Annotated in this window: 19 protein-coding genes; 12 read left to right on the top strand and 7 right to left on the bottom strand. The window is 64.7% G+C overall.

What is annotated here, in order from left to right; all coding sequences use genetic code 11:
* From VG320_RS03540 to VG320_RS03550, 3 genes are all read left to right on the top strand, one after another.
* Positions 1-831: HlyD family secretion protein (locus VG320_RS03540; RefSeq protein ID WP_327198778.1), on the top strand; the 831-nt coding region annotated here is incomplete at its 5' end.
* Between the two features lie 273 nt (positions 832-1104).
* Positions 1105-1707: a hydrogenase maturation protease gene (locus VG320_RS03545; protein ID WP_327198779.1), complete on the top strand. Its 603-nt coding sequence runs from the start codon at positions 1105-1107 to the stop codon at positions 1705-1707.
* 101 nt (positions 1708-1808) lie between these two features.
* Complete coding sequence (locus VG320_RS03550) at positions 1809-3710, top strand: propionate--CoA ligase (protein WP_414695959.1); 1902 nt, start codon at positions 1809-1811, stop codon at positions 3708-3710.
* Here VG320_RS03550 and VG320_RS03555 read toward each other — a convergent pair.
* Positions 3707-4501 carry a 5'-methylthioadenosine/adenosylhomocysteine nucleosidase gene (locus tag VG320_RS03555; RefSeq protein WP_327198781.1) on the bottom strand — a complete coding sequence of 265 codons (795 nt, stop codon included), beginning with the start codon at positions 4499-4501 and terminating at the stop codon, positions 3707-3709. The genes VG320_RS03550 and VG320_RS03555 overlap by 4 nt on opposite strands.
* Before the next feature lie 33 nt (positions 4502-4534).
* On the bottom strand, positions 4535-6919 hold the full coding sequence (locus tag VG320_RS03560) for a UvrD-helicase domain-containing protein (RefSeq protein WP_327198782.1): 2385 nt from the start codon (positions 6917-6919) through the stop codon (positions 4535-4537).
* A 216-nt stretch (positions 6920-7135) separates the two neighbouring features.
* Here VG320_RS03560 and VG320_RS03565 point away from each other — a divergent pair, with 216 nt between their 5' ends.
* Entirely contained in the window at positions 7136-10003 is a 2868-nt protein-coding gene (locus VG320_RS03565; protein ID WP_327198783.1) for a valine--tRNA ligase, read from the top strand.
* A 63-nt stretch (positions 10004-10066) separates the two neighbouring features.
* Positions 10067-10948, top strand: a complete 882-nt coding sequence (gene galU / locus VG320_RS03570) for a UTP--glucose-1-phosphate uridylyltransferase GalU (protein WP_167056491.1) — start codon at positions 10067-10069, stop codon at positions 10946-10948.
* Positions 10949-11020: 72 nt separating this feature from the next.
* On the opposite strand, the gene VG320_RS03575 is transcribed toward galU, so the two are convergent.
* The 4 genes from VG320_RS03575 to VG320_RS03590 all read right to left on the bottom strand — a co-directional run bounded on the left by VG320_RS03575 (position 11021) and on the right by VG320_RS03590 (position 14456).
* Positions 11021-11248, bottom strand: a complete 228-nt coding sequence (locus VG320_RS03575; RefSeq protein WP_027815106.1) for a sulfurtransferase TusA family protein — start codon at positions 11246-11248, stop codon at positions 11021-11023.
* A gap of 161 nt (positions 11249-11409) precedes the next feature.
* Positions 11410-12468 (bottom strand): Gfo/Idh/MocA family protein, encoded by a 1059-nt coding sequence (locus VG320_RS03580; protein ID WP_327198784.1) that lies wholly within the window; start codon positions 12466-12468, stop codon positions 11410-11412.
* Between the two features lie 85 nt (positions 12469-12553).
* Positions 12554-13573 (bottom strand): inositol 2-dehydrogenase, encoded by a 1020-nt coding sequence (iolG, locus tag VG320_RS03585; RefSeq protein ID WP_327198785.1) that lies wholly within the window; start codon positions 13571-13573, stop codon positions 12554-12556.
* Positions 13566-14456, bottom strand: a complete 891-nt coding sequence (locus VG320_RS03590) for a MurR/RpiR family transcriptional regulator (protein ID WP_327198786.1) — start codon at positions 14454-14456, stop codon at positions 13566-13568. Before VG320_RS03590 ends, iolG begins: the two co-directional genes overlap by 8 nt.
* Positions 14457-14724: 268 nt before the next feature.
* Here VG320_RS03590 and VG320_RS03595 point away from each other — a divergent pair, with 268 nt between their 5' ends.
* From VG320_RS03595 to iolB, 7 genes are all read left to right on the top strand, one after another.
* Complete coding sequence (locus tag VG320_RS03595) at positions 14725-15786, top strand: sugar ABC transporter substrate-binding protein (protein WP_327198787.1); 1062 nt, start codon at positions 14725-14727, stop codon at positions 15784-15786.
* 162 nt (positions 15787-15948) lie between these two features.
* Positions 15949-17118 (top strand): ABC transporter permease, encoded by a 1170-nt coding sequence (locus VG320_RS03600; RefSeq protein ID WP_327198788.1) that lies wholly within the window; start codon positions 15949-15951, stop codon positions 17116-17118.
* Between the two features lie 13 nt (positions 17119-17131).
* Entirely contained in the window at positions 17132-17956 is an 825-nt protein-coding gene (locus tag VG320_RS03605; protein ID WP_327198789.1) for an ATP-binding cassette domain-containing protein, read from the top strand.
* 23 nt (positions 17957-17979) lie between these two features.
* Positions 17980-19995 (top strand): bifunctional 5-dehydro-2-deoxygluconokinase/5-dehydro-2-deoxyphosphogluconate aldolase, encoded by a 2016-nt coding sequence (locus tag VG320_RS03610; protein WP_327198790.1) that lies wholly within the window; start codon positions 17980-17982, stop codon positions 19993-19995.
* Positions 19992-21986, top strand: a complete 1995-nt coding sequence (iolD, locus tag VG320_RS03615) for a 3D-(3,5/4)-trihydroxycyclohexane-1,2-dione acylhydrolase (decyclizing) (protein WP_327198791.1) — start codon at positions 19992-19994, stop codon at positions 21984-21986. Before VG320_RS03610 ends, iolD begins: the two co-directional genes overlap by 4 nt.
* 33 nt (positions 21987-22019) lie before the next feature.
* The gene (gene iolE, locus VG320_RS03620) at positions 22020-22934 is read left to right on the top strand and encodes a myo-inosose-2 dehydratase (protein ID WP_327198792.1); all 915 of its coding nucleotides are present in this window, start codon (positions 22020-22022) and stop codon (positions 22932-22934) included.
* Positions 22931-23734: a 5-deoxy-glucuronate isomerase gene (gene iolB / locus VG320_RS03625; RefSeq protein WP_327198793.1), complete on the top strand. Its 804-nt coding sequence runs from the start codon at positions 22931-22933 to the stop codon at positions 23732-23734. Before iolE ends, iolB begins: the two co-directional genes overlap by 4 nt.
* 86 nt (positions 23735-23820) lie before the next feature.
* Here iolB and VG320_RS03630 read toward each other — a convergent pair.
* On the bottom strand, positions 23821-24213 hold a 393-nt coding region (locus tag VG320_RS03630), incomplete at its 5' end, for a methyl-accepting chemotaxis protein (RefSeq protein WP_327198794.1).

Consider the following 24213-nt stretch of genomic DNA (forward strand, 5'->3'; position numbering starts at 1 on the left):
ACGGCAATCATTTTCGTCGTCGCCATCCTGGTCGGCCGCGCGCTGTGGGTTCATTACATGGACGAGCCGTGGACCCGCGACGGCCGCGTGCGCGCCGAAGTGGTGAACATCGCCCCCGACGTCTCCGGCGCCGTGGTCGAGCTGCCCGTGAAGGACAACCAGTTCGTGCACAAGGGCGACCTGCTGATGCAGATCGACCCGTCGCACTATCAGATCGCCGTCGAACAGGCCGAGGCCGCCGTGGCCGCGCGCAAGGCGGAACTGACCATGAAGCTCGACGACGCACGCCGCCGCGCCGACATGGACAGCCTGGTGGTCTCGCAGGAAAACCGCGAAAACGCCTCGCACACCGCGAATTCGGCGCAGGCGCAGTACCAGCAGGCGCTCGCCGCGCTCGACGCCGCCAAGCTCAACCTCGACCGCACGCGCGTGATCTCGCCGGTGGACGGCTATATCACCAACCTGCAGGTGTTCAAGGGCGATTACGCGATCGGCGGGCAGGCCAAGCTCGCCGTGGTGGACAGCCACTCGTTCTGGGTCTACGGCTACTTCGAGGAAACCAAACTGCCGCACGTCCAGGTGGGCAACAAGGCCGATATCAAGCTGATGAGCGGCGGCACGCTCGAAGGCCACGTGGAAAGCATCTCGCGCGGCATTTACGATCGCGACAATCCGCAAAGCCGCGAACTGCTCGCCGATGTGAACCCCACGTTCAACTGGGTGCGCCTCGCGCAGCGAGTGCCGGTGCGCATCCACATCGACAAGGTGCCGGACGGCATGATTCTCTCGGCAGGCACGACCTGCACGGTGGTGGTCAAGCCCGGCGCATAAGCGCTGCAAAACCGCTGCATCGACGATGGATGAGCAACATGGAGCGCCTGCGGGCGCTCTTTTTTATGCGCGCGCTTTGTGCCAGAGTTTCCGACGCGCCGAACGTTGTTTTAACGCACACCCCAGGCATCGACTCCGACAGACTCCGTCAGCGACCTGCTAAACAATGTCAGCTATTCGACCATGCGGTCCTGCGCTTTGATACGCATCAACACATGGGCGGTTCACACCTAGGACTATTCTGACTTTACGGTCCTTCGCCAAGTGAATCGCGTGAGCTTCCTCTACGAGCACATTCCCCAGGTCTTCGCACGTTATTCGAGCGCGCCGACAGTCCGCGGCGTGCGCACCCAGGCAGCGCCACGCATCGTCGTGCTCGGCATCGGCAACGAGCAATGGGGCGATGCCGGCTTCGGCATGCGCGCCATCGAGCGCCTGAAGGCCGGCTGGCAATGCGCGCCGCACGTCGAATTCGTGGCGGGCGGCATCGAGGGGCGCACGCTCCTGCCGCTGGTGGAGGCGGCGCAACGCATGATCGTCTTCAACGCCGCTGATTTCGGCTGCGTGCCCGGCACGCTGTGCGTGCGCGAAGGCGACGACGCTATCCGGCACCTGGGCACGCATCCGGTCAACCTGCATCAGATGGATTTCGCCGATACCTTCGCCTGCGCCCAGCTCAAGGGCAACTCTCCGCGCGAACTGGTGCTGGTCGGGGTCCAGCCGCTCGAGCTCGACGATTATGGCGCGGGACTGCGCCCCGCCGTGAGCGCGCAACTCGATCCAGCCATTGCGATTGCCTGCCGCTGGCTGCGGCGCTGGCATGCGCAGCCGCGCCCGCGCCCGCCGGGCGACACCGCGCCGGACACGCTGCGCTAAGTCACGCGGGTCACGCGGGCAAACCCACGGGTTCGCCCGCGTTGCCCGCCGCCGTTGCGCTGCACTATCCTGACTCTCCACCGCACGGGAGGATGGACGTCATGCGCTACCGCGACTTTCACCACGAGTCGATCGAACAGCCCGAGGACTTCTGGGGTCGCGAAGCCGCGCGCATCCACTGGGAGACGCCGTTCGATTCCGTGCTCGACCGCTCGAATCCGCCGTTCGCCCGCTGGTTCACGGGCGGGCGCACCAATCTCTGCTTTAACGCCGTCGATCGCCATCTGGCGACGCGCGCCCAGCAGAACGCCCTTGTCTACGTCTCGACCGAAACCGGCATCGAGCGCCGCTACACCTACGCCGACCTGCACGCCGAGGTCAACCGCATGGCCGCCGTGATGCGCTCGCTGGGCGTCAAACGCGGCGAGCGCGTGTTGATCTACCTGCCGATGATTCCCGAAGCCGTGTTCGCGATGCTCGCCTGCGCGCGGCTGGGCGCGATCCATTCGGTCGTGTTCGGCGGCTTCGCGGCGCCGAGTCTCGCCGCGCGCATCGACGATGCGAAGCCCGTGCTGCTGGTGGCCGCCGACGCGGGCGCACGTGGCGGCAAGGTGATCGACTACACGCCGCTGGTGGACGAAGCGATGGCGCGCGCCGAATTCGCCCCGCCCAAGGTGCTGCTGATCGACCGCCAGCTTGCGCCCGAGCGCCTGGCGGCGCCCTATCTGGTGGACTACGAACCGTTGCGCGAGCAGTATCACGACGCGCATGTGCCCTGCGAATGGCTCGAATCGAACGAGCCGTCGTACATCCTCTACACCTCGGGCACGACCGGCAAGCCCAAGGGCGTGCAGCGCGACGTGGGCGGCTATGCGGTGGCGCTCGCGGCATCGATGGAATACATCTTCGAAGGCCGCGCGGGCGACACCATGTTCACCGCATCCGATATCGGCTGGGTGGTCGGGCATAGCTACATCATCTATGCGCCGCTGCTCGCGGGCATGACGACCGTGATGTACGAAGGCACGCCGGTGCGCCCCGACGGCGGCGTCTGGTGGCGTCTTGTCGAGCACCACAAGATCAACCTGATGTTCACTGCGCCCACGGCGATCCGCGTGCTTAAAAAGCAGGACCCGGCGCTGCTGCACGCCGCCGACCTCTCCAGCCTGCGCACGCTGTTCCTCGCAGGCGAGCCGCTCGACGAGCCAACCGCCACATGGATTTCGGACGCGCTGGGCAAGCCCGTCGTCGATAACTACTGGCAGACCGAAACCGGCTGGCCGATGCTCGCGATCCAGCGCGGCGTGGAGGATCTGCCGCAAAAGCTGGGTTCGCCGGGCGTGCCCTGCTACGGCTACGACCTGGTGCTGCGCGACGAGCACACGGGCGAGCCTTGCGCGAGCGGCGCCAAAGGCGTGATTACGCTGGGCTATCCGTTGCCGCCGGGCTGCATGCAGACCGTCTGGGGCGACGACGCGCGCTTCGTGAAAACGTACTGGGAAAGCGTGCCGGGCCAGCAGGTGTATTCGACTTTCGACTGGGGCGTGCAGGATGAAAACGGCTACGTGACGATCCTCGGGCGCACCGACGATGTGATCAACGTGGCGGGGCATCGGCTGGGCACGCGCGAGATCGAGGAAGCGATTTCCTCGCATGCGGCAGTCGCGGAAGTGGCCGTGGTGGGTGTGAACGACGCGGTGAAGGGTCAGGCTGCGCTGGCCTTCGTGGTGCTGCGCGACGCCGCGGCGGCGGCCGATCCGAAAGCCGCCGACAAGCTCGCGGCGGCGATTGCGGCCACGGTGGATCGCCAGCTTGGCGCGATCGGCCGGCCCGCGCGCGTGCATTTCGTGCCAGCGCTGCCGAAGACGCGCTCGGGCAAGCTGCTGCGCCGCGCGATTGCGGCGCTTGCCGAAGGCCGCGAGCCCGGCGATCTGCCAACTATCGAAGACGCGGGCGCGTTGCAGTCGATTCGCGAAGCCGTGGAGGCCGCGCGCAAGGCTTAAGCTCGGGCGCCGTAAGCCGCCAGGAACTGGCGCAGGATGCCGGTGGAATACGTGCCGGCAATATCGGTGAGAAACGAGGAGAACGACACGCTTGCGTGTTCGTCGGCGGTATCGGAGATCGTGCGCACGACCGCGCACGGCACGCCGTACTCGTAGCAGACCTGGGCGATCGCCGCGCCTTCCATCTCCACGGCCAGTGCGTCGGGCAAGGCAGTGCGCAGCGCGCTCACCGCCGCCGCGCTCGCCACGAACTGGTCGCCGCTGATCACCAGCCCCCGATGCACGCGCGGCAGCGCGTGCTCCAGACGCGGCAGCGCGCCCTTGAAGCGCGCCGCCAGCGCCACGCCCTCTTCTGCGACGAAGCGCTCGCATGCGGCCGCCAGCGCGGCGGCGAGCGCGCGATCCGCGTCGAAACGCGCGCGGCCCAGCAGCGGGATCTCATGGCGCGGGAACAGCGGTTCGGCGTTCATGTCGTGCTGCAGCAGCGTTTCACCCACCACCACATCGCCCACGTGCACGTTCTCGCCCACGCCACCCGCCACGCCCGTGAAGACGATCGCCTCGACATCGAAGACGTGGATCAGCGCGCTGGCTGTGGCAGCGGCCGCCACCTTGCCGACCCGCGCCAGCGTCACGACGCAAGGCACGCCGTGTACCGTGCCGAGGTGATAGTCGCGCTGCCCGAGGGTACGCGTTTGAACGCCCGATTCGGCCTGCATCGCCGCGATCAGGTCGCCGAGTTCCTGCGGCAGCGCCGCGAGCACGCCCAGCGGGCGCGTATTGCTGGTCATCGTGTGAATTCCCCGTAGTTCGGACAGATAGGCTTAGTCAACCGCCTGCAGCTTCGCCACCGCCAGCGCGAGCCACTTTTCGCCGTGACGCTTGAAACGCACCTGCGCCTTGGCGTCGGTGCCGCTGCCTTCGAGCGCCGTGATCTTGCCTTCACCGAACTTGGTGTGGAACACGTCCTGGCCCACGCGGAAACCCGCTTCGGCGGCGCGTTGCTCGTTGGCGAAATTCGGCAGCGGCGTCTTGTCGGCGACATAGGCATCGCGCTCGCGCGAGCCGCCGCCGCTGTTACCACCACCGCCACCATTGCCGCCGCGCGAGAACCAGTCGCGGCCCCAGCCGGCGTTGTCCGAACGCCCGCCCCAGCGCGCGCCCGCCTCCACCTTCGGCGTGAGCCACTTGAGCGTTTCCGTCGGCAGTTCGTCGAAAAAGCGCGAGCGCACGTTATAGCGCGTCTGGCCGTGCAGCAGGCGGCTTTGCGCGAACGACAGATAGAGCCGCTCCTTGGCGCGCGTGATCGCCACGTACATCAGGCGGCGCTCTTCTTCGAGGCCATCGGCTTCCATCGCGCTGTTCTCGTGCGGGAACAGGCCTTCTTCCAGACCGGTGATGAACACCGCCGAAAATTCGAGGCCCTTGGCCGCGTGCACCGTCATCAGTTGCACCGCATCCTGGCCCGCCTGCGCCTGGTTGTCGCCCGCTTCGAGCGAGGCGTGCGAGAGGAAACCGGCAAGCGGCGTCATGACGTCAGGGTTCTGGGCCGGATCGGTAAGCGTGGGTGCGTCGAGCACTTCGATCTCGCCGTCCTGCGAGACGATCTCGGGCGCGTTCGACGCGCCGGGCCGCAGCGCAATCGAGCGCGCCGGCGTGTCCATGCCGTAACCCTGCTCGCTCACAAACGCCGTGGCCGCATTCACGAGTTCCTGCAAGTTCTCCAGACGGTCCTGGCCTTCGCGCTCGCCTTGATAGAACTCGGCGAGACCGCTCATGCGCACGGTGTACTCGACGGTTTCCGGCAGGCTCATCTGCGCGGTTTCGGCGCGCATCTTCGCGACCAGATTGGCGAACGAGCCGAGCGTGGTGCCCGCCTTGCCCGTGACATAGGGAATCGCCGCCGCCATCGAGCAGTTGTAGAGCCGCGACGCGTCCGCCAATTGTTCGATCGAGCGCGCGCCGATGCCGCGCGCCGGGAAGTTCACCACGCGCGAGAACGCCGTGTCGTCGTTCGGGTTGTCGATCAGGCGCAGATATGCGAGCGCATGCTTGACTTCCTGACGCTCAAAAAAGCGCAGACCGCCGTACACCTTGTACGGAATGCCTCCGTTGACGAGCGTGTGCTCGATCGTGCGCGACTGCGCATTGCTGCGGTAAAGAATGGCGATTTCGTGACGCGCGAGGCCCTGCGCGATCAGCGCGCGGATTTCCTCGACGATAAAGCCCGCTTCCTGCGAATCGGTCGCGGCCTCGTAGACGCGCACCGGCTCGCCGTGCCCCGCGTCGGTGCGCAGGTTCTTGCCCAGGCGCCGCGAGTTATGCGCGATCAGGTGATTCGCGGTATCGAGAATATGACCGTGCGAGCGGTAGTTCTGCTCCAGCTTGATCATGTGCTTGACGCGAAACTCGGTCTCGAAGTCGCGCATATTGCCGACGTTCGCGCCACGGAATGCGTAGATCGACTGGTCGTCGTCGCCCACCGCGAAGATCGCATTGCCTTCGCCCGCCAGCAGCTTGAGCCACGCGTACTGGAGCTTGTTGGTGTCCTGGAACTCGTCCACCAGAATGTCGCGAAAGCGCGCCTGGTAATGCGCGCGCAGCGGCGGGTTGTAGGCGAGCAGTTCGTAGCAGCGCAGCAGCAGCTCGGCGAAATCGACCACGCCTTCGCGCTGGCATTGCTGGTCGTAGGCTTCGTAAAGCTCGACGAACTTGCGGTTGAAGTTGTCCGTGACGTCGACGTCCTTCGGACGCAGGCCCTGTTCCTTCGCGTTGTTGATGAAGTACTGGAGGTTCTTCGCCGGGTATTTTTCGTCGTCGACGTTCAGGCCCTTCATCAGACGCTTGATCGCCGAAAGCTGGTCGGCGGTGTCGAGAATCTGGAAGGTCTGCGGCAGGCCGGCGTCGCGGTAATGCGCGCGCAGCATGCGGTTGCACAGGCCGTGGAAGGTGCCGATCCACATGCCGCGCGTGTCGATCGGCATCATCGCCTGCAGGCGGCCCATCATTTCGCGCGCGGCCTTGTTCGTGAAGGTCACGGCGAGGATCGTCATCGGCGAGGCGAGACCTTGCTGGATCAGCCATGCGATGCGCGTGATCAGCACGCGCGTCTTGCCGCTGCCGGCGCCGGCCAGAATGAGTGCCGGTTCGTTGGGCAGCGTGACGGCGGCGTGTTGTTCGGGATTCAGATTGGCGAGCAATTCGGGCATGGGGCGGCGGACTTCGTGTGGAACTCGTGGAGGACTTCGGAGTAGACCGCCATTATAAATGCCGACGGCGGATCGTCCGGGATGGTCCCAACTGCAGTTGGCCTTCGCCCGGCCTGCACCTGGCGAGTGGCTTCGAACCGGTGCGCGGCCCGGCGGGTTAGCGCTTGCCCTTATAATCGAAGGTTTTACGCATCCTTTTTTCGGCAGATTCCACCCATGAGCGACAGCACGCTAGCGAAAAGCTTCGAGCCCCAGACCATCGAGGCCCACTGGGGCCCCGAGTGGGAGCGTCGAGGCTACGCCGCCGCGACCTTCGAGCCCGGCCGCAAGAACTTCTCGATCCAGTTGCCGCCGCCCAACGTCACCGGCACGCTGCACATGGGTCACGCGTTCAACCAGACCATCATGGACGGCCTTGCGCGCTATCACCGTATGCTCGGTGAGAACACGCTGTGGGTGCCGGGCACCGACCACGCGGGCATCGCCACGCAGATCGTGGTGGAGCGCCAGCTCGACGCGCAGAAGATTTCGCGCCACGATCTGGGCCGCGAAAAGTTCGTCGAACGCGTGTGGGAATGGAAGCAGCAGTCGGGCTCGACCATCACGGGCCAGGTGCGCCGCATCGGCGCGTCGATCGACTGGTCGCGCGAATACTTCACGATGGACGACAAGATGTCGACCGCCGTGCGCGACGTGTTCGTGCGCCTTTATGAACAGGGCCTGATCTATCGCGGCAAGCGCCTCGTGAACTGGGACCCGGTGCTGCTGACCGCCGTCTCCGACCTCGAAGTCGCGAGCGAAGAAGAAAACGGCCATCTCTGGCATCTGCGCTATCCGCTCGCGGACGGCTCGGCCACGTTGACGGTCGCCACGACGCGTCCGGAAACCATGCTCGGCGACACGGCCGTGATGGTGCATCCGGAAGACGAGCGCTACGCGCACCTGATCGGCAAGATGGTCAAGCTGCCGCTGACCGACCGCGAAATCCCCGTGATCGCCGACGAGTACGTGGACCGCGAGTTCGGCACGGGCGTCGTCAAGGTCACGCCCGCGCACGACTTCAACGACTATCAGGTCGGCCAGCGTCACGGCCTGCCGATGATCGAGATCCTCACGCTCGACGCGAAGATCAACGACAACGCGCCTGAAAAGTACCGCGGCCTCGACCGCTTCGAGGCGCGCAAGCAGGTGGTCGCCGACTTCGAGGCGCTGGGCCTGCTGGATTCGGTGCAGCCGCACAAGCTGATGGTGCCGCGCGGCGACCGCACGGGCGTGGTGATCGAGCCGATGCTGACCGACCAGTGGTTCGTGGCCATGACCAAGGCCGCGCCGGAAGGCACCTTCAACCCGGGCAAGTCGATCACCGAAACCGCGCTCGACGTGGTGCGCAGCGGCCAGATCAAGTTCGTGCCGGAAAACTGGACCACGACCTACAACCAGTGGCTCGAAAACATCCAGGACTGGTGCATCTCGCGCCAGCTCTGGTGGGGTCACCAGATCCCGGCGTGGTACGGCGAAAACGGCGAAATCTTCGTTGCGAAGAACGAGGAAGAAGCGCGCGCCAAGGCCGACGCCAAGGGTTACACCGGCGCACTCAAGCGCGACGAAGACGTGCTCGACACGTGGTTCTCGTCGGCGCTGGTGCCGTTCTCGTCGCTCGGCTGGCCCGCTGAGACGCCGGAACTGAAGGCGTTCCTGCCCTCTTCCGTGCTGGTCACGGGCTTCGACATCATCTTCTTCTGGGTGGCGCGCATGGTCATGATGACCACGCACTTCACCGGCAAGGTGCCGTTCGAGACGGTCTACGTGCACGGCCTCGTGCGCGACGCCGAAGGCCAGAAGATGTCGAAGAGCAAGGGCAACACGCTCGACCCGATCGATATCGTCGACGGCATCGACCTCGAAACGCTGGTCAGCAAGCGCACCACGGGCCTGATGAACCCGAAGCAGGCCGCGACCATCGAGAAGAAAACCCGCAAGGAATTCCCGGAAGGCATTCCCGCGTTCGGCACCGATGCGCTGCGCTTTACGATGGCGTCGATGGCCACGCTCGGCCGTAACGTCAACTTCGACCTCGCGCGCTGCGAAGGCTATCGCAACTTCTGCAACAAGCTCTGGAACGCCACGCGTTTCGTGCTGATGAACTGCGAAGGCCACGATTGCGGCTTCAGCAAGCCGGGCGACTGCCAGCCGGGCGATTGCGGCCCGGGCGGCTACACCGACTTCTCGCAGGCCGACCGCTGGATCGTGTCGCTGCTCCAGCGCGTGGAAGCCGACGTCGCCAAGGGTTTTTCCGACTATCGTCTCGACAATGTGGCCAATGCCATTTACAAGTTCGTCTGGGATGAATACTGTGACTGGTATCTGGAACTGGCGAAGGTACAGATCCAGACCGGCACGCCGGAGCAGCAGCGCGCCACGCGCCGCACACTGCTGCGCGTGCTGGAAACCGTCCTGCGCCTCGCGCACCCGGTGATTCCGTTTATCACCGAAGCGCTGTGGCAGAAGGTGGCGCCGCTGACCGACGCCTACCCCGCAGGCAAGGCCGAAGGCGAAGCATCGATCATGGTGCAGCCGTACCCGGTCGCCGAACAGAAGAAGATCGACGAGTCCGCCGAACAGTGGGCCACGGACCTGAAGGCCGTGATCGACGCGTGCCGCAACCTGCGCGGCGAGATGAACCTCTCGCCCGCAACCAAAGTGCCGCTGCTGGTCACGGGCAACGCAGAGCGTCTGCAGTCGTTTGCGCCCTATGCAAAGGCGCTGGCGAAACTTTCGGAAGTCCAGGTGATCGCCGACGAAGCGGCACTCGACGCGGCCTCGGCAGGCGCGCCGGTTGCTATCGTAGGGACGGACAAGCTCGTGCTGAAGGTCGAAATCGACGTGGCCGCCGAGCGCGAACGACTCTCGAAAGAGATCGCCCGATTGTCCAATGAGGTGACGAAGTGCAATTCAAAGCTGGGAAATGACAGTTTTGTAGCAAAAGCGCCGCCTGCAGTCGTTGAACAAGAGCAGAAAAGACTGGCAGAATTCCAGGCAACGCTGGGCAAGCTGACCGCGCAACTCGCGCGGCTGCCTGCCTGAATCGGCTAAGGTGAGGTCTGGCGGCGCGCGCGGCGCCGGACCCCAGAGGACCAGGACACAGACATGCTAAAAGTTACTAAAGCGGTATTCCCGGTGGCGGGCCTCGGCACGCGCTTCCTTCCGGCAACGAAGGCCAGCCCGAAGGAAATGCTGCCGGTCGTCGACAAGCCGCTGATCCAGTACGCGGTGGAGGAAGCCGTTGCGGCGGGCATCACGGAGATGATTTTCGTGACGGGCCGCAGCAAGCGCGCGATCGAGGACCATTTCGACAAGTCCTATGAGATCGAGGCCGAACTCGAAGCGCGTGGCAAGGCCAAGCTGCTCGAGCTGGTGCGCAACATCAAGCCGAACAACGTGGACTGCTTCTACGTGCGCCAGCCGGAAGCGCTGGGCCTCGGCCACGCGGTGCTGTGCGCGGAAAAGCTGGTGGGCGACAACCCGTTCGCCGTGATTCTCGCGGACGACCTGCTCTACGGCACGCCGCCCGTCATGAAGCAGATGGTCGAGGTGTTCGACCACTACCATAGCTCGGTGCTGGGCGTGGAAGAGATTCCGCCCTCGGAAACGCGCTCGTACGGCATTGTCGACGGCAAGGAGTGGGAAGATTCGATCGTCAAGCTTTCGGGCATCGTCGAAAAGCCGGCGCCTGAAGTCGCGCCGTCGAATCTGGGCGTGGTCGGCCGTTACGTGCTCAAGCCGCGCATTTTCGATCATCTGCGCGCACTCAAGCCGGGCGCAGGCGGCGAGTTGCAGCTCACGGACGCGATCCAGTCGCTGCTCGCCGACGAACAAGTGCTGGCGTACAAGTATCACGGCACGCGTTTCGACTGCGGCAGCAAGCTTGGCTATCTGAAGGCGACGGTGGAATTCGCGCTGCGCCACCCGGAAGTGGCCGACGACTTCCAGGAATACTTGCGCACGCGCAATCCGGTGCTGGAAGGCTAAGCTTTTAGCCTCCCGCAACGAAAAAGCCCGCAATCTTGCGATTGCGGGCTTTTTTACGTGCGTCGGGCGCTTTTAGCGGCGGCGCATCAGGAACACGAACGTCTTGTCCTGCTGCGTGCTCTCGACGATCTCGTTGCCGGTCTGCTTGGCGAACGCAGCGAAATCGCGCTGCGAGCCGGGATCGGTGGCGAGAACCTTGAGAATCTGGCCGCTTTCCATGTCGGCCAGCGCCTTCTTGGCGCGCAGGATGGGCAGCGGGCAGTTCAGCCCCCGCGCATCCACTTCCTTATGAACCTGAATCTGCATCGGGGTTGGATCCTTCGGTGGCGCGCCGTCGCGTGCGGTAAGGTTCCGTCACGCTGTATGGCGCAATACGACTTGTTCGGTCTGTGCGGTGCGTCAGATAGATGCGATTTTACCGCAGCCGCGCCCTGCCACGCTCGGCTCCACCCTTTCGAGGTTCAAAGCGTGACCGCCTGCCCCGTCTGCAGCGACTGCCGCAACGCATAGCCGATGCGCGTCGCCTCCAGCGCGTCCTCCAGCGTCGCGCCCTGGCCCGCATCCGACGCCGCGCCGTTCAGACGCGCGCGCACCGCCGCGACGAAGGCCTGCGCCTCGACCAGAAAGGCGTCCTCGAAGCGCTCGAAGAAGGTCGGCGTGCACTCGCTGCGCGCGCCGTGCGCGTCGTAAATTTCGACGCGATTCGTACGCGGCACGCGGCCAATCGCCAGCGCCCCGGCCGTGCCGATCACCTCGCTCGACGTATCGTTGCCATGCGCCATGGTGCGCGAGGCGTAGAACATCGCCAGCTTGCCGCCTTCGAATTCGCAGATCGCTACGCCGTTATCGACGTCGCCGAATTCGCGCAGTCCTTCATGCAGCGCGACCGCGCCCGCCGCATAGACGCGCGTGGCGCGCGGCTTGCCCAGCAGCCAGCGCGCGACGTCGATATCGTGCACGGTGCAATCGAGAAAGATCCCACCCGAACCGGCCGAGAAACGCACGAAAAAGCCATCGGGATCGTTGAGATCGCAGGTCTGCGAGCGCACGAGAAACGGCCGGCCGATCGCTCCTGCGCGCAGCTTGTCGAAGGCGTCGTGATAGCTCGGATCGAAACGGCGCATAAAGCCGATTGTGACCTGCTGGCCAGGAAAGCGGCGCGACTCCTCGACCACGCGCTCGCACTCGGCCACGTCGAGCGAAAGCGGCTTTTCGCAAAACACATGCTTGCCCGCGCGCAAGGCTTCGACGATCTGCTGCGCGTGCAGCGCCGAAGGCGTCACGAGCCAGACGACGTCGAGCGTGTCATCGGCGGCGAGCAGTTGTGCGTAATCGCTGTACAGACGCGTGTCGGGCAGCGTCGCACGCGCCCAGGTCAGATCGTCTTCGAGCGGGCTGCACGCCGCCGCCAGCGTGGCGCCCGGCACCCGATACGCGAGATTTTGCGCATGCCGCCGCCCCAGCCGCCCGAGTCCTGCCACGCCCACGCGCAAAGGCCGCGCACGATCGCTTGATTGCATGGTCCGTCTCCTTCGTCTTTGCTTCGGAATCCTGCATATAAAATCAGCGCCGCCTTATCAAAGCGACGCCGACGTGATCAGTGACTCAACCGCGACTCATCCGGCCCATCTCCACCACGCGCCCTTCGCGCCACGACAACGCCGCCGCTTCAGCCAGTTCGAGCGCCTTCAGGCCGTCCGCGACACTCGTGCGCACCGGCACGCCCTGCGTTACCGCTTCGTAAAAATGAGCCATTTCGCGCGCATAAGCGGCGCGATAACGTTCAAGGAAAAACGCTTCCGGGACGTCCTGCGCCACTGCAGTCTTCGACCACGCCACCACTTCGGTCGGCTTCATGTTGCCGGCCTGCAGCATGCCTTCGCTGCCCAGAACTTCGAAGCGCTGGTCATAACCATAGGCCGCGCGCCGCGCCGTGTTGATCTGGCAAAGACGTCCGCGCTTCGTGCGGATCGTCACCGCCGTCGAATCGATATCGCCCGCATCGGCAATCGCCGGATCGGACAGGCAACTACCCGTGGCGTGCACGCTTTCGGCTTCGTCGTCCAGAATCCAGCGGAAGATGTCGAAGTCGTGGATCAGCATGTCCTTGAAGATGCCGCCCGAGTGCTTGATGTACTCAACCGGGGGCGCGCCCGGATCGCGACTCGTTACGATCAGCATTTCCGGCGTGCCGATTTCGCCCGCATCCAGGCGCGTCTTGAGCGCCGCGAAGGTGGGATCGTAGCGGCGCTGGAAACCGATCATCGCGACCACGCCCGCGCGCGCGACCGAATCGGCGCACTCGCGCGCACGGCCGATGGCGAGATCGACGGGTTTCTCGCAGAAGATATGCTTGCCCGCCGCCGCCGACTTCAGAATCAGTTCGGAGTGCGTATCGGTCGATGAGCAGATCACCGTGGCGTCGATCTGCGCATCGCCAAACGCGCCGTCCACATCGCCCACCTGCGCGCCGTGCTGCGCGGCAAGCGCGGCGGCGGCTTCGCGATTCACGTCGATCACGTACTTCAGACGCACACCGGGCTGGCGCGCGAGATTCGCCGCATGAATGCGGCCAATGCGGCCCGCGCCAAAAACCGCGACGTTCAGCGTCTTTCCATCAGTCATCGTATCCTCCAGGGTCGGTCGATTCTTCTACGTTGAGTTCGAGCCGGTACGCAAGCGCCACGAACAGCGCCTGGCACAGACAGAACGTGCTGGTCAGCGAGCGGAACGCGAACGCGCTCCCCTCCTTCACATAGAGTTGCGCATCAGCGTGACGCGCGAGTGGCGAAAGCTGGCTGTCGGTGATCACCAGCGTCCTGGCCTGATGCTGCTGCGCCGTGCGCAGGCAGTACTGCGTTTCCTTGCCGTAAGGCGCGAAGCTGATGGCGACCACCACGTCGCCCTTCTTCACGCTGCGAATCTGCTCGTGATACATGCCGCCCAGTCCCGAGACCAGATGTACGCGCTTGCGCGTGTGCTGCAGCGCGTAGACGATGTAGCTCGCCACCGGAAACGAGCGGCGCACGCCGATCACATAGATGTTGTCCGCGTGTTCGAGCATCTGCACGGCGGCGTCGAACTGCGCGTCGTCGAGCCCCGCTTCCAGCTCGTCCAGTCCGCTGCGGCACGCGCCGATGAATTCGCGCGCGACCGTGCCGCCCAACTCCGGGCTGGCCTCGCCTTCCTTCGCGTCGATCAACTGACGAATGCGCTGCTGATAGCTCGTCGCCGATACCCCCTGCCCCGCATACGCCTGGCGAAACACCGCCTGCAGATCGGAAAAACCCGAAAAGCCGAAGCGCTGTGCAAAGCGCACCACCGCCGACGGGTGCACGCCGCAACTCGCGGCGATGTCGGAGGTGCGGTCCATCATCACGCTGGCGCGGTTCTGCTCGATATACGTCGCGATGCTTTTGAGCTGCCGCGGCAGCGCTTCATAGTCGTGCGCGATGCGCTGCATCAATTCGTCGACGCCTGCTACAGCGTCGGTGGTTTCGTCCGCCATGATCGTTTTCCCTGCTTTTTCTTCTGCCATTTGCCGCACTGCCGCAAACCCTTGCCGGGCGGGCCTTCGAGAACTTCTGAAGGCATGGCTAACGGAGCCGATTATAGGCAGCGCCCGCACCAAATGGAACAGATTTTCCATTTTTATTTGTAATGAAATTTCTGTTGCAAGCACTCGGTCGATCGCCTAATCTTGTCGTTGAGCGCCGCCGGATTCGCTCGCGGGGCTCACCCCAAAAACGAACGACAGACCGAGAAAGGTGGAGACAATGAAGCAACGCAAGGGCAAGACCATGCTCCGAAGGCTGGCTGCGGCATGCACGCTGGCAGCGGGTTTGACCGGCTTGAGCGTCATGGCCGCACAAACGGCGCACGCCGCCGACGCGCACTTCGTCCTCATCAGCCACGCGCCGGATTCGGACTCGTGGTGGAACGTAATCAAGAACGCCATCAAGCAGGCCGACGAAGACTTCAACGTCGAGACCGACTATCGCAATCCGCCCAACGGCGACATCGCCGACATGGCACGCCTGATCGAACAGGCCGCCGCGCGCAACTACGACGGCGTCATCACCACCATCGCCGACTTCGACGTGCTCAAGAGTTCCATCTCCAAGGTCACGGCCAAGAAGATCCCGCTCGTCACGATCAATTCCGGCACCGAAGAGCAAAGCGAGCAACTGGGCGCGATCATGCACGTAGGCCAGCCCGAATACGTGGCCGGTCACGCCGCCGGCGAAAAAGCCAAGGCAGCGGGCGTGAAGTCGTTCCTGTGCGTGAACCACATTGCCACCAATACGGTGTCGTTCGATCGTTGCCGTGGCTTTGCCGATGCGATTGGCGTGGACTACAAGACCTCGACGATCGACTCGGGCCAGGACCCGACGGAAATCCAGTCGAAGGTGAGCGCTTACCTGCGCAACCATCCGAACACCGGCGCGATCCTCACGCTCGGTCCCGTGCCGGCGGCCGCCACGCTCAAGGCAGTCACGCAGATGGGCCTCGCCAACAAGATCTACTTCTGCACCTTCGACTTCTCGGATGAAATCGCCAAGGCAATTCGCGCGGGCACGATCCAGTTCGCCATCGACCAGCAGCCGTACCTGCAGGGCTACATTCCAGTGGCCGTGCTGGCGATCGTGAAGAAGGATCACACCACCGATCCCGCGAAGATCCGCCAGATCCTCGAAGCCAATCCGAAGTTCAAGCAGCGCCTCGAAACCTATGGCCTGCAACCGTCGTACGGTCCGAAGAATATCCGTTCGGGTCCGGGCTTCATCACCAAGGAGAATCTGGACAAGGTCGTGAAGTACGCAGGTCAGTACCGCTGATTATTGAGTTGTTTCGTCTGGTTTTTTCGCCATCGCTTTTTCGTCAGTCACGCGCGGCGTGGGCACGCATCACGCGAACCTGCCTCGCCACTCGCATGCAACGCCGCGCGTCTAATTACCGGTCCGAGCCGTCACGGCAGGTCCGGGGAGACAGGAGACATCATGGGTGTAGCCGGCAAGCACTTTCCCTCGCACGCACCGGACGGCAGCGATGCCGCCACGCCGCCGACCGCGAACGCCGCGGCCGCCAGCGACGAACGCGTGCGCCATGAATCGTGGTTCGGCCATTTGCTCGGCCGACCGGAATTCGCCGCGATTTCGGGAACCGTACTCGTGTTCGCCGTGTTCGCGATCGGCGCCGGCGGCTCCGGCATGTTCGACCTTGACGGCGTGATGAACTGGTCGCAGGTCGCTGCTTATTTAGGCATCCTTTCCGTTGGCGCGTGTCTGTTGATGATCGCCGGCGAGTTCGACCTTTCCATCGGCTCGATGATCGGCTTCGCGGGCATGATGGTCGCCATCCCGACGATGTATTTCCACTGGCCGATTGCGCTGTCGATCCTGTTCGCCTTCGTGGGCTGCACGGCGCTGGGCGCGCTCAACGGCTACCTCGTGATGCGCACGCGGCTGCCCTCGTTCATCGTCACGCTCGCGTTCCTGTTCATCCTGCGCGGCCTCACTCTGGCGCTCTCGATCATGTTCGCGGATCGCACCATCGTCTCGGGCGTGGGCGACGTCGCCAAAGCCGACTTCGTGACCAACCTGCTGTTTCACGGCACGGCGTTCAAGGGCCTGTTCGTGGCGCTCGCGCATATCGGCATCGGCAAGATGCTCGACAACGGCCAGCCGCTCGTGCCGGGCATCCCGAAGGTGATCCTGTGGTGGATCGCGCTCGTCATCATCGGCGCCTTTACGCTGGCCCGCACCCGCTACGGCAACTGGATCTTCGCCGTGGGCGGCGATTCGAACGCCGCCAAGAATGTGGGCGTGCCGGTCAAGCGCGTCAAGATTTCGCTCTTCATGCTCACCGCGTTCTGCTCGTGCCTGTTCGCCGTGCTGCAGGTGTGCGACATCGGTTCGGCCGCCGCCGACCGCGGTTTGCAGAAGGAATTCGAAGCGATCATCGCTGCGGTGATCGGCGGCTCACTGCTCACGGGCGGTTATGGCTCGGTGATTGGTGCGGCGTTCGGCGCGCTCATCTTTGGCGTCGTGCAGATCGGCATCACCTACACGAACATCGATTCGGACTGGTTCCGCGTGTTCCTCGGCGGGATGCTGCTCGTCGCCGTGCTCTTCAACCACTATGTGCGCCGCCGCGTCGCGCAATCGTAAGACGGAGGCCACCATGTCCGACACCATTCAGACCAGCAACCAGCCTGACCCGAACGCCGATTACATCCTTGCGCTCGACAACGTCAGCAAGCACTTCGGCAAGGTCATCGCGCTCAACGGCGTCACGCTGCGCCTGAAGCGCGGCGAGGTGCACTGCCTGCTCGGCGACAACGGCGCAGGCAAGTCCACGCTCATCAAGACGCTTGCGGGCGTGCACGCGCCCACCACAGGCCAGTATTACGTCGACGGCAAGCCGGTGCGCTTCGAGTCGCCCAAGGACGCGCTCGATCTGGGCATCGCCACCGTCTATCAGGATCTCGCGCTGGTGCCGCTGCTGTCGGTAGCGCGCAACTTCTTCATGGGCCGCGAGCCGCAGAAGAAGCTGTTCGGCTTCATCAACGTGATGGACCTGGATACGAGCGCAACGGTTGCGAAGGATCGTCTGGCCGAAATGGGCATCCATGTGCGCGATCCGCATCAGGCCATCGGCACGATGTCGGGCGGCGAGCGCCAGTGTCTGGCGATTGCCCGCGCGATTCACTTCGGCGCGCGCGTGCTGATTCTGGACGAGCCGACCGCCGCACTGGGCGTGAAGCAGAGCTTCAATGTGCTCAAGCTGATTCATGCGGCGCGCGCCAAGGGTATTTCGGTGATCTTCATCACTCACAACGTCCACCACGCCTACCCCATCGGCGACTCGTTCACGCTGCTCAATCGTGGCCGCTCGCTCGGCACCTACACGAAAGACACGATCACCAAGAACGAGGTCCTCGACATGATGGCCGGCGGCGCGGAAATGCAGAAGATGATCGCCGAACTCGACGGCGCCACGATCTGACCCAGAATTCATCAGGAATGCTCATGACCAGTCATGAAAATACCGTATCGCGATTCGCTTCCGGGCGCAGCCGCGATATCGTCTGCCTCGGCCGCCTCGGCGTCGATCTCTACGCGCAGCAAGTGGGCGCGCGGCTTGAAGACGTCTCCACCTTCGCCAAATATCTGGGCGGCTCGTCGGCGAATATTGCGTTCGGCTGCGCACGGCTAGGCCTGAAATCGGCCATGCTCACGCGCGTCGGCGACGACCACATGGGTCGCTTTCTCACCGAAACACTGGACAAGGAAGGTTGCGACACGAGCCACGTGCGCATCGATCCCGAGCGTCTCACTGCGCTCGTGCTGCTCGGCATCAAGGATCGCGACACCTTCCCGCTGATCTTCTATCGCGAGAATTGCGCCGACATGGCCGTCGATCCTGCCGATTTCGACGAAGCGTTTATCGCCTCGTCGAAGGCGCTGCTCATCACCGGCACGCACTTCTCCACCGAACAGGTCAATCGCACGAGCCTGCAGGCGCTCGACTACGCGCGCCGCAACAACGTGCGCACGGTGCTCGACATCGACTATCGCCCGGTGCTGTGGGGCCTCACGGGCAAGGCCGATGGCGAAACGCGCTTTGTCGCCAGCGCCGGTGTGAGCGAGCACCTGCAGCGCATCCTGCCGCAATTCGATCTGGTGATCGGCACCGAGGAAGAATTCCGCATCGCGGGCGGCCAGGACGATCTCGTTGCGGCGCTCAGGCGCGTGCGCGAAGTCACGGCCGCGACGCTGCTGGTCAAGCGCGGGCCGCTGGGCTGCCAGATCGTCGAAGGCGCCGTGCCCGCCTCTCTCGACGATCTGCCGATGCAGCGCGGCGTGGAGGTCGAAGTGCTCAACGTGCTGGGCGCGGGCGATGCGTTCGCCTCGGGCTTTCTGTCGGGCTGGCTGCGCGATGCGCCGCTCGAAGACTGCGCGCGCTCCGCCAATGCCTGCGGCGCGCTGGTAGTCTCGCGTCACGGCTGCGCGCCCGCCATGCCCACGCCCGCGGAACTCGACTACTTCCTGCGCGAAGCGCAGGCCGACCCCGTGCGCATGCGTCGCCCCGACCGCGACGCGACGCTTGCGCGCCTGCATCGCGTGACGCCCGCGCGCAAGCAGTACAACGAAGTACTGGGCTTCGCGTTCGACCATCGCAATCAGTTCTTCGATCTCGCGCAGCAGACCGGCGCCAGCGAAACGCGCATCTCATACCTGAAGAATCTGTTCGTCGAAGCGGTCGCGCAAACCGAAAGCGCGCTTGGCCTGCAAGGCAAGATCGGCGTACTGATCGACGATCGTTACGGCCAGGACGCGCTCAATGCGGCGACCGGGCGCGACTGGTGGATCGGTCGTCCGGTGGAATTGCCGGGTTCGGTGCCGCTGGTGTTCGATCATGGCCGCTCGATCGGCACGACGCTGGCCGCGTGGCCCGCGAGCCATACGGTCAAGTGCCTCGTGCAGTTCCATCCCGATGAGCCGATCGAGCAGCGGCTCGAACAGGAAGCGCAATTGCGTGCGCTCTACGACGCCACCCAGGCGAGTGGCCATGAACTGCTGCTCGAAGTGATTCCGCCCAAACTCAATGGCAAACCCAACGCACCCGACGTCATCTATCGCGCGCTCAAGCGGCTCTACAACATCGGCCTTTATCCCGAGTGGTGGAAGCTCGAGCCGGTGGACGCGGCGCAGTGGCGCGCGATCGACGCGCTGATCGCCGAGCGCGATCCGCATTGCCGCGGCGTAGTGCTGCTGGGTCTTTCGGCGCCGATGGATCAGCTCATGGGCGGCTTCGCCGCTGCGGCCGCATCGCAAACCTGCCGTGGCTTCACGGTCGGCCGCACGATCTTCTACGAGCCGAGCTTCGCCTGGCTCAATGGCGAAATCGACGACAAGGAAGTGATCGCGCGCGTGCGCCACGCTTTCGAAACGCTGATCGCGGCATGGCGCGCGGCGCGCGGCGATGCGCAAGGCCAGTCTCACGAGCGCGCGCAGATTGCGCATGAGGAGAAAGCGGCATGAATCAACGCATCGCTCCCATCATCGGCGTGGCCCAGGAACAGGCACAGCAAGCCGTGCAGCCCGGCGCTACCGTGCGCCTGACCGCCGCACAGGCGCTGGTGCGCTATCTCGCGGCACAACGCGTTGCTTGCGAGGACGGCTCCGGGCGCACCGAGCCGCTATTCGGCGGCGTGTTCGCGATCTTCGGTCATGGCAATGTCGCGGGCCTGGGCGAGGCGCTCTATCAGTATCGCCATGAATTGCCGACGCTGCGCGCGCACAACGAACAGGCCATGGCGCACAGCGCAATCGCCTACGCCAAAGCGCACTTTCGCCGCCGCATGATGGCGGTCACGACGTCGATTGGCCCAGGCGCCACCAACCTGGTGACCGCCGCCGCGCTCGCGCATGTGAACCGCCTGCCGGTGTTGCTGCTGCCTGGCGACATCTTCGTGTCGCGCGAGCCCGATCCCGTGCTCCAGCAGATTGAAGATCTTCAGGATGGCGGGCTATCGGCCAACGATGCGCTCAAGCCCGTTTCGCGCTACTTCGACCGCATCGTGCATCCGGCGCAACTGCTTTCGGCCCTGCCCCGCGCGCTGCGCGTGCTCACCGACGCGGCGCTGTGCGGTCCCGTCACGCTCGCGCTGCCGCAGGACGTGCAGGCGATGGCGTGGGATTATCCGGCCAGCTTTTTCACGCCGCGCCTCGTCACCTTCCATGCGCCCGCGCCGCTGCAAACCGAAATCGACGCCGCCGTCACGCAATTACTGCGCGCGAAGCGCCCGCTGATCGTCGCGGGCGGCGGAGCGCTCTACTCGCGCGCCGCGCCGCAGTTGCAGGCCTTCGCCGCCGCGCACGGCATTCCCGTGGTGGAGACTCAGGCCGGCAAGGGCACGCTCGCCTGGGACGATCCGCTTAACGCAGGCGCAATCGGCGTGACGGGTTCGCCCGCCGCCAACGCGCTGGCCAGCGAAGCCGATTGCGTGCTCGCCGTGGGCACGCGCCTGCAGGACTTCACGACCGGCTCGAACTCGCTGTTTGCGAATGCCCGCGTAGTGAGCGTGAACGCCAACGGCTTCGACACGCTCAAGCTCAACAGCGTCGCCGTGCAGGCCGACGCGAAACTCGCGCTCGCCGCACTCGATGAAGCGCTGATCAACTGGCGCGCCGAAGCCGGCTGGAGCGCCAACGCCCTGCAACTCGCCAACGACTGGCGCACGAGCGTGGAGCGGCTCACGCACGCGCCGCAGGATCGCAACTGCCTGCCGTATGACGCCGATGTGATCGGCGCCGTGCAGCGCTCATCGAGCCGTTCGTACACCGAAGATATCGTCGTGTGCGCGGCTGGCACCCTGCCCGCCGAGCTGCACAAGCTCTGGCGCGCAGGCCAGCCCGGCGCCTATCACGTCGAATACGGCTACTCGTGCATGGGTTACGAGATCGCGGGGGGACTGGGCGCCAAGCTCGCGCGGCCCGATCGCGAAGTCATCGTGATGGTGGGCGACGGCAGCTATCTGATGATGAACAGCGAGATCGCCACTTCGGTGATGCTGGGCGCGAAGCTCATCATCGTCGTGCTCGACAATCGCGGTTATGGCTGCATCAACCGTCTGCAGCAGGCAGTGGGCAGCGCGCCGTTCAACAATCTGTTCGAGGATTGCGCGCAAGGGCCGCTGGGCGCGCCGCGCATCGACTTCGCCTCGCATGCGCGCTCGCTGGGCGCACAGGCCGAGCATGTCGCCAATGTCGCGGAACTCGAAGCGGCGCTGCAACGCGCCCGCGCGGCATCGCGCACCTACCTCATCAGCATCGACACCGATCCGTCCCGCACGACCGAGGACGGCGGCTGGTGGTGGGAAGTCGCGGTGCCCGAGGTCTCGCCGCGCACGGCGGTGCGCGAGGCGCGCGCGCGCTACGACGGCAAGCTCGCCGAGCGTGGCGGACGCGCGACGAAGCCCGCACGCGACGGCATCGATGAGGCCGACAGCGATACCCCTTCCAACGCATGACGAGATTCACGATCCCCAGATCGAGGCACGCACATGAGCGCATTTGAAGTACGCATCGGCATCAATCCGCTGTCGTGGATGAACGACGATCTGCCCTCGCTGGGCGGCGAAACGCCGCTCTCCACGGCACTGACCGAAGGGCGCGAGATCGGCTACGAAGGATTCGAGCTTGGCAACAAGTTTCCGCGCGAGCCGCAGGCGCTCAAGGCGCTGCTCGCGCAATACGATCTCTCGCTGGTGTCGGGCTGGTATTCGGGCATGCTGGCCCGACGCAGCGTCGAGGAAGAGATCGCCGCGGTGGACAAACATCTCGACCTGCTCGCGCAGAACGGCGCGACGGTGATGGTCTATGGCGAAGTCGCCGATTCGATCCAGGGCGCGCCGCGTCCGCTCTATCAGCGTCCGCGCTTTTTTAGCGAGAAGCAGTGGGACGAGTACGCCGCGCGCCTCGACAGGTTCGCGCAGCACACCCTCTCGCGCGGCGTGCGCCTCGCCTATCATCATCACATGGGCGCGTATGTCGAAACGCCCGCCGACGTCGACAAGCTGATGGCGCGCACCAGCGACGCCGTGGGCCTGCTGTTCGACGCGGGCCATATCACCTTCGCGGGCGGCGACCCCGTCAAGGAACTCGACAAGCACATCGCGCGCGTGTGCCACGTTCACTGCAAGGACGTGCGCCCCGCCGTCGTGAAGCTGGCGCGCAACCGCAACTGGAGTTTCCTGGACGCGGTGCTCGCGGGCGCGTTCTCGGTGCCGGGCGATGGCGCGGTCGATTTTCCGGCCATCATCGCGCGGCTCAAGCGGCACGGCTATCGCGGCTGGCTGGTGGTCGAAGCCGAACAGGACCCCGTGATCGCGCCGTCGTACGAATATGCACAGAAGGGTTATCGCACGCTGCGTAAGCTGGTCGATGATCCGGATACCGAAACAAAGGAGGCAGCATGAGCCTGCTGGTGAAGGCCTCGCGCGAGGGCCAGACAATCGCGCGCGTCACGCCCGCTACGGCGGGCTGGCGCTATGTGGGCTTCGCGGCGTATCGGCTGGGCGCCGAGGAAGTCGTGCATATCTACGAAACGCAACGCGAGAGCTGCATCGTCGTGCTGTCGGGCGCGGTGGATATAGAAGTCGATGGTCAACGGTATTCGGGCCTGGGCTCGCGCGATAGCGTGTTCGAAGATGCCGCGCCCACGGCGCTCTATGTGCCGCCCGGTATGAAAGCAACCGTGCGCGCCACGCGCGAAGCGGAAGTGGGCGTGGCGAGCGCGCCTGCCAAAGGGACGCTGCCGGTGCGCCTGATCGAGCCTGGCCAGATGAAGCGCTCGACGCGCGGCAAGGGCGCGAATACGCGCTACGTCTGCGATATTCTTCCGCAGACCGAGACGGCCGAATCGCTGCTCGTGGTGGAAGTGCGCACACCTTCGGGCCATTCGTCGAGCTATCCGCCGCACAAGCACGATGCCGATCGTCTGCCGCAGGAAAGCGCGCTGGAAGAGACGTATTACCATCGGCTCAATCCGCAGCAGGGATTTGCGTTTCAGCGCGTGTATACCGATGCGCGCGATCTCGACGAAACCATGGCGGTTGAAGATCATGATGTGGTCATGGTGCCGCGTGGCTATCACCCGGTAGTCGTGCCGTATGGCTATGACTTGTACTATCTGAACGTGATGGCCGGCCCCACGCGCGAGTGGCATTTCCATAACGATCCCGCGCATGAGTGGATTATTGAGCGGGATGCGAAATGAGGTTTGAGACTAGGGTTTGAAATGTAAAACGCCGCTTGGGTACAGTTCGCACCCAGCGGCGTTTTTACATCGGCGAAAAAAACCGCCTAAGCCAACTGAAACTTCCCCACCAGCCGCTTCAGCACCTTCGCCTGATCGTCGAGCGACTGGGCTGCGGCCGTCGCCTCTTCCACCAGCGCCGCGTTCTGCTGCGTGCCCGAATCCATCTGCGAGACCGCGCGGCTGATCTCTTCGATACCCGCGCGCTGCTCGCTCGACGCCGCCGAAATCTCGCCGATGATGTCGTTCACACGCCTTACCGCCTTCACCACTTCTTCCATCGTGTGACCCGCATCGGTCGCGAGCGTCGAGCCGTTTTCCACGCGCTCCACCGAGGCCGTAATCAGCGTCTTGATCTCCTTGGCCGCCGTCGCGGAACGCTGGGCCAGCGTGCGCACTTCGGTGGCCACCACCGCGAAGCCGCGGCCCTGCTCGCCGGC

The sequence above is a fragment of the Paraburkholderia sp. genome, from assembly GCF_035948235.1.
Taxonomy (GTDB): domain Bacteria; phylum Pseudomonadota; class Gammaproteobacteria; order Burkholderiales; family Burkholderiaceae; genus Paraburkholderia.

Coding starts and splice junctions, on each gene's coding strand:
- VG320_RS03550 (WP_414695959.1), top strand. CDS start 1,809: ATGCGCTACCGCGACTTTCACCACGAGTCGATCGAACAGCCCGAGGAC.
- VG320_RS03555 (WP_327198781.1), bottom strand. CDS start 4,501: ATGACCAGCAATACGCGCCCGCTGGGCGTGCTCGCGGCGCTGCCGCAG.
- VG320_RS03560 (WP_327198782.1), bottom strand. CDS start 6,919: ATGCCCGAATTGCTCGCCAATCTGAATCCCGAACAACACGCCGCCGTC.
- VG320_RS03565 (WP_327198783.1), top strand. CDS start 7,136: ATGAGCGACAGCACGCTAGCGAAAAGCTTCGAGCCCCAGACCATCGAG.
- galU (WP_167056491.1), top strand. CDS start 10,067: ATGCTAAAAGTTACTAAAGCGGTATTCCCGGTGGCGGGCCTCGGCACG.
- VG320_RS03580 (WP_327198784.1), bottom strand. CDS start 12,468: ATGCAATCAAGCGATCGTGCGCGGCCTTTGCGCGTGGGCGTGGCAGGA.
- iolG (WP_327198785.1), bottom strand. CDS start 13,573: ATGACTGATGGAAAGACGCTGAACGTCGCGGTTTTTGGCGCGGGCCGC.
- VG320_RS03590 (WP_327198786.1), bottom strand. CDS start 14,456: ATGGCGGACGAAACCACCGACGCTGTAGCAGGCGTCGACGAATTGATG.
- VG320_RS03595 (WP_327198787.1), top strand. CDS start 14,725: ATGAAGCAACGCAAGGGCAAGACCATGCTCCGAAGGCTGGCTGCGGCA.
- VG320_RS03600 (WP_327198788.1), top strand. CDS start 15,949: ATGGGTGTAGCCGGCAAGCACTTTCCCTCGCACGCACCGGACGGCAGC.
- VG320_RS03605 (WP_327198789.1), top strand. CDS start 17,132: ATGTCCGACACCATTCAGACCAGCAACCAGCCTGACCCGAACGCCGAT.
- VG320_RS03610 (WP_327198790.1), top strand. CDS start 17,980: ATGACCAGTCATGAAAATACCGTATCGCGATTCGCTTCCGGGCGCAGC.
- iolD (WP_327198791.1), top strand. CDS start 19,992: ATGAATCAACGCATCGCTCCCATCATCGGCGTGGCCCAGGAACAGGCA.
- iolE (WP_327198792.1), top strand. CDS start 22,020: ATGAGCGCATTTGAAGTACGCATCGGCATCAATCCGCTGTCGTGGATG.
- iolB (WP_327198793.1), top strand. CDS start 22,931: ATGAGCCTGCTGGTGAAGGCCTCGCGCGAGGGCCAGACAATCGCGCGC.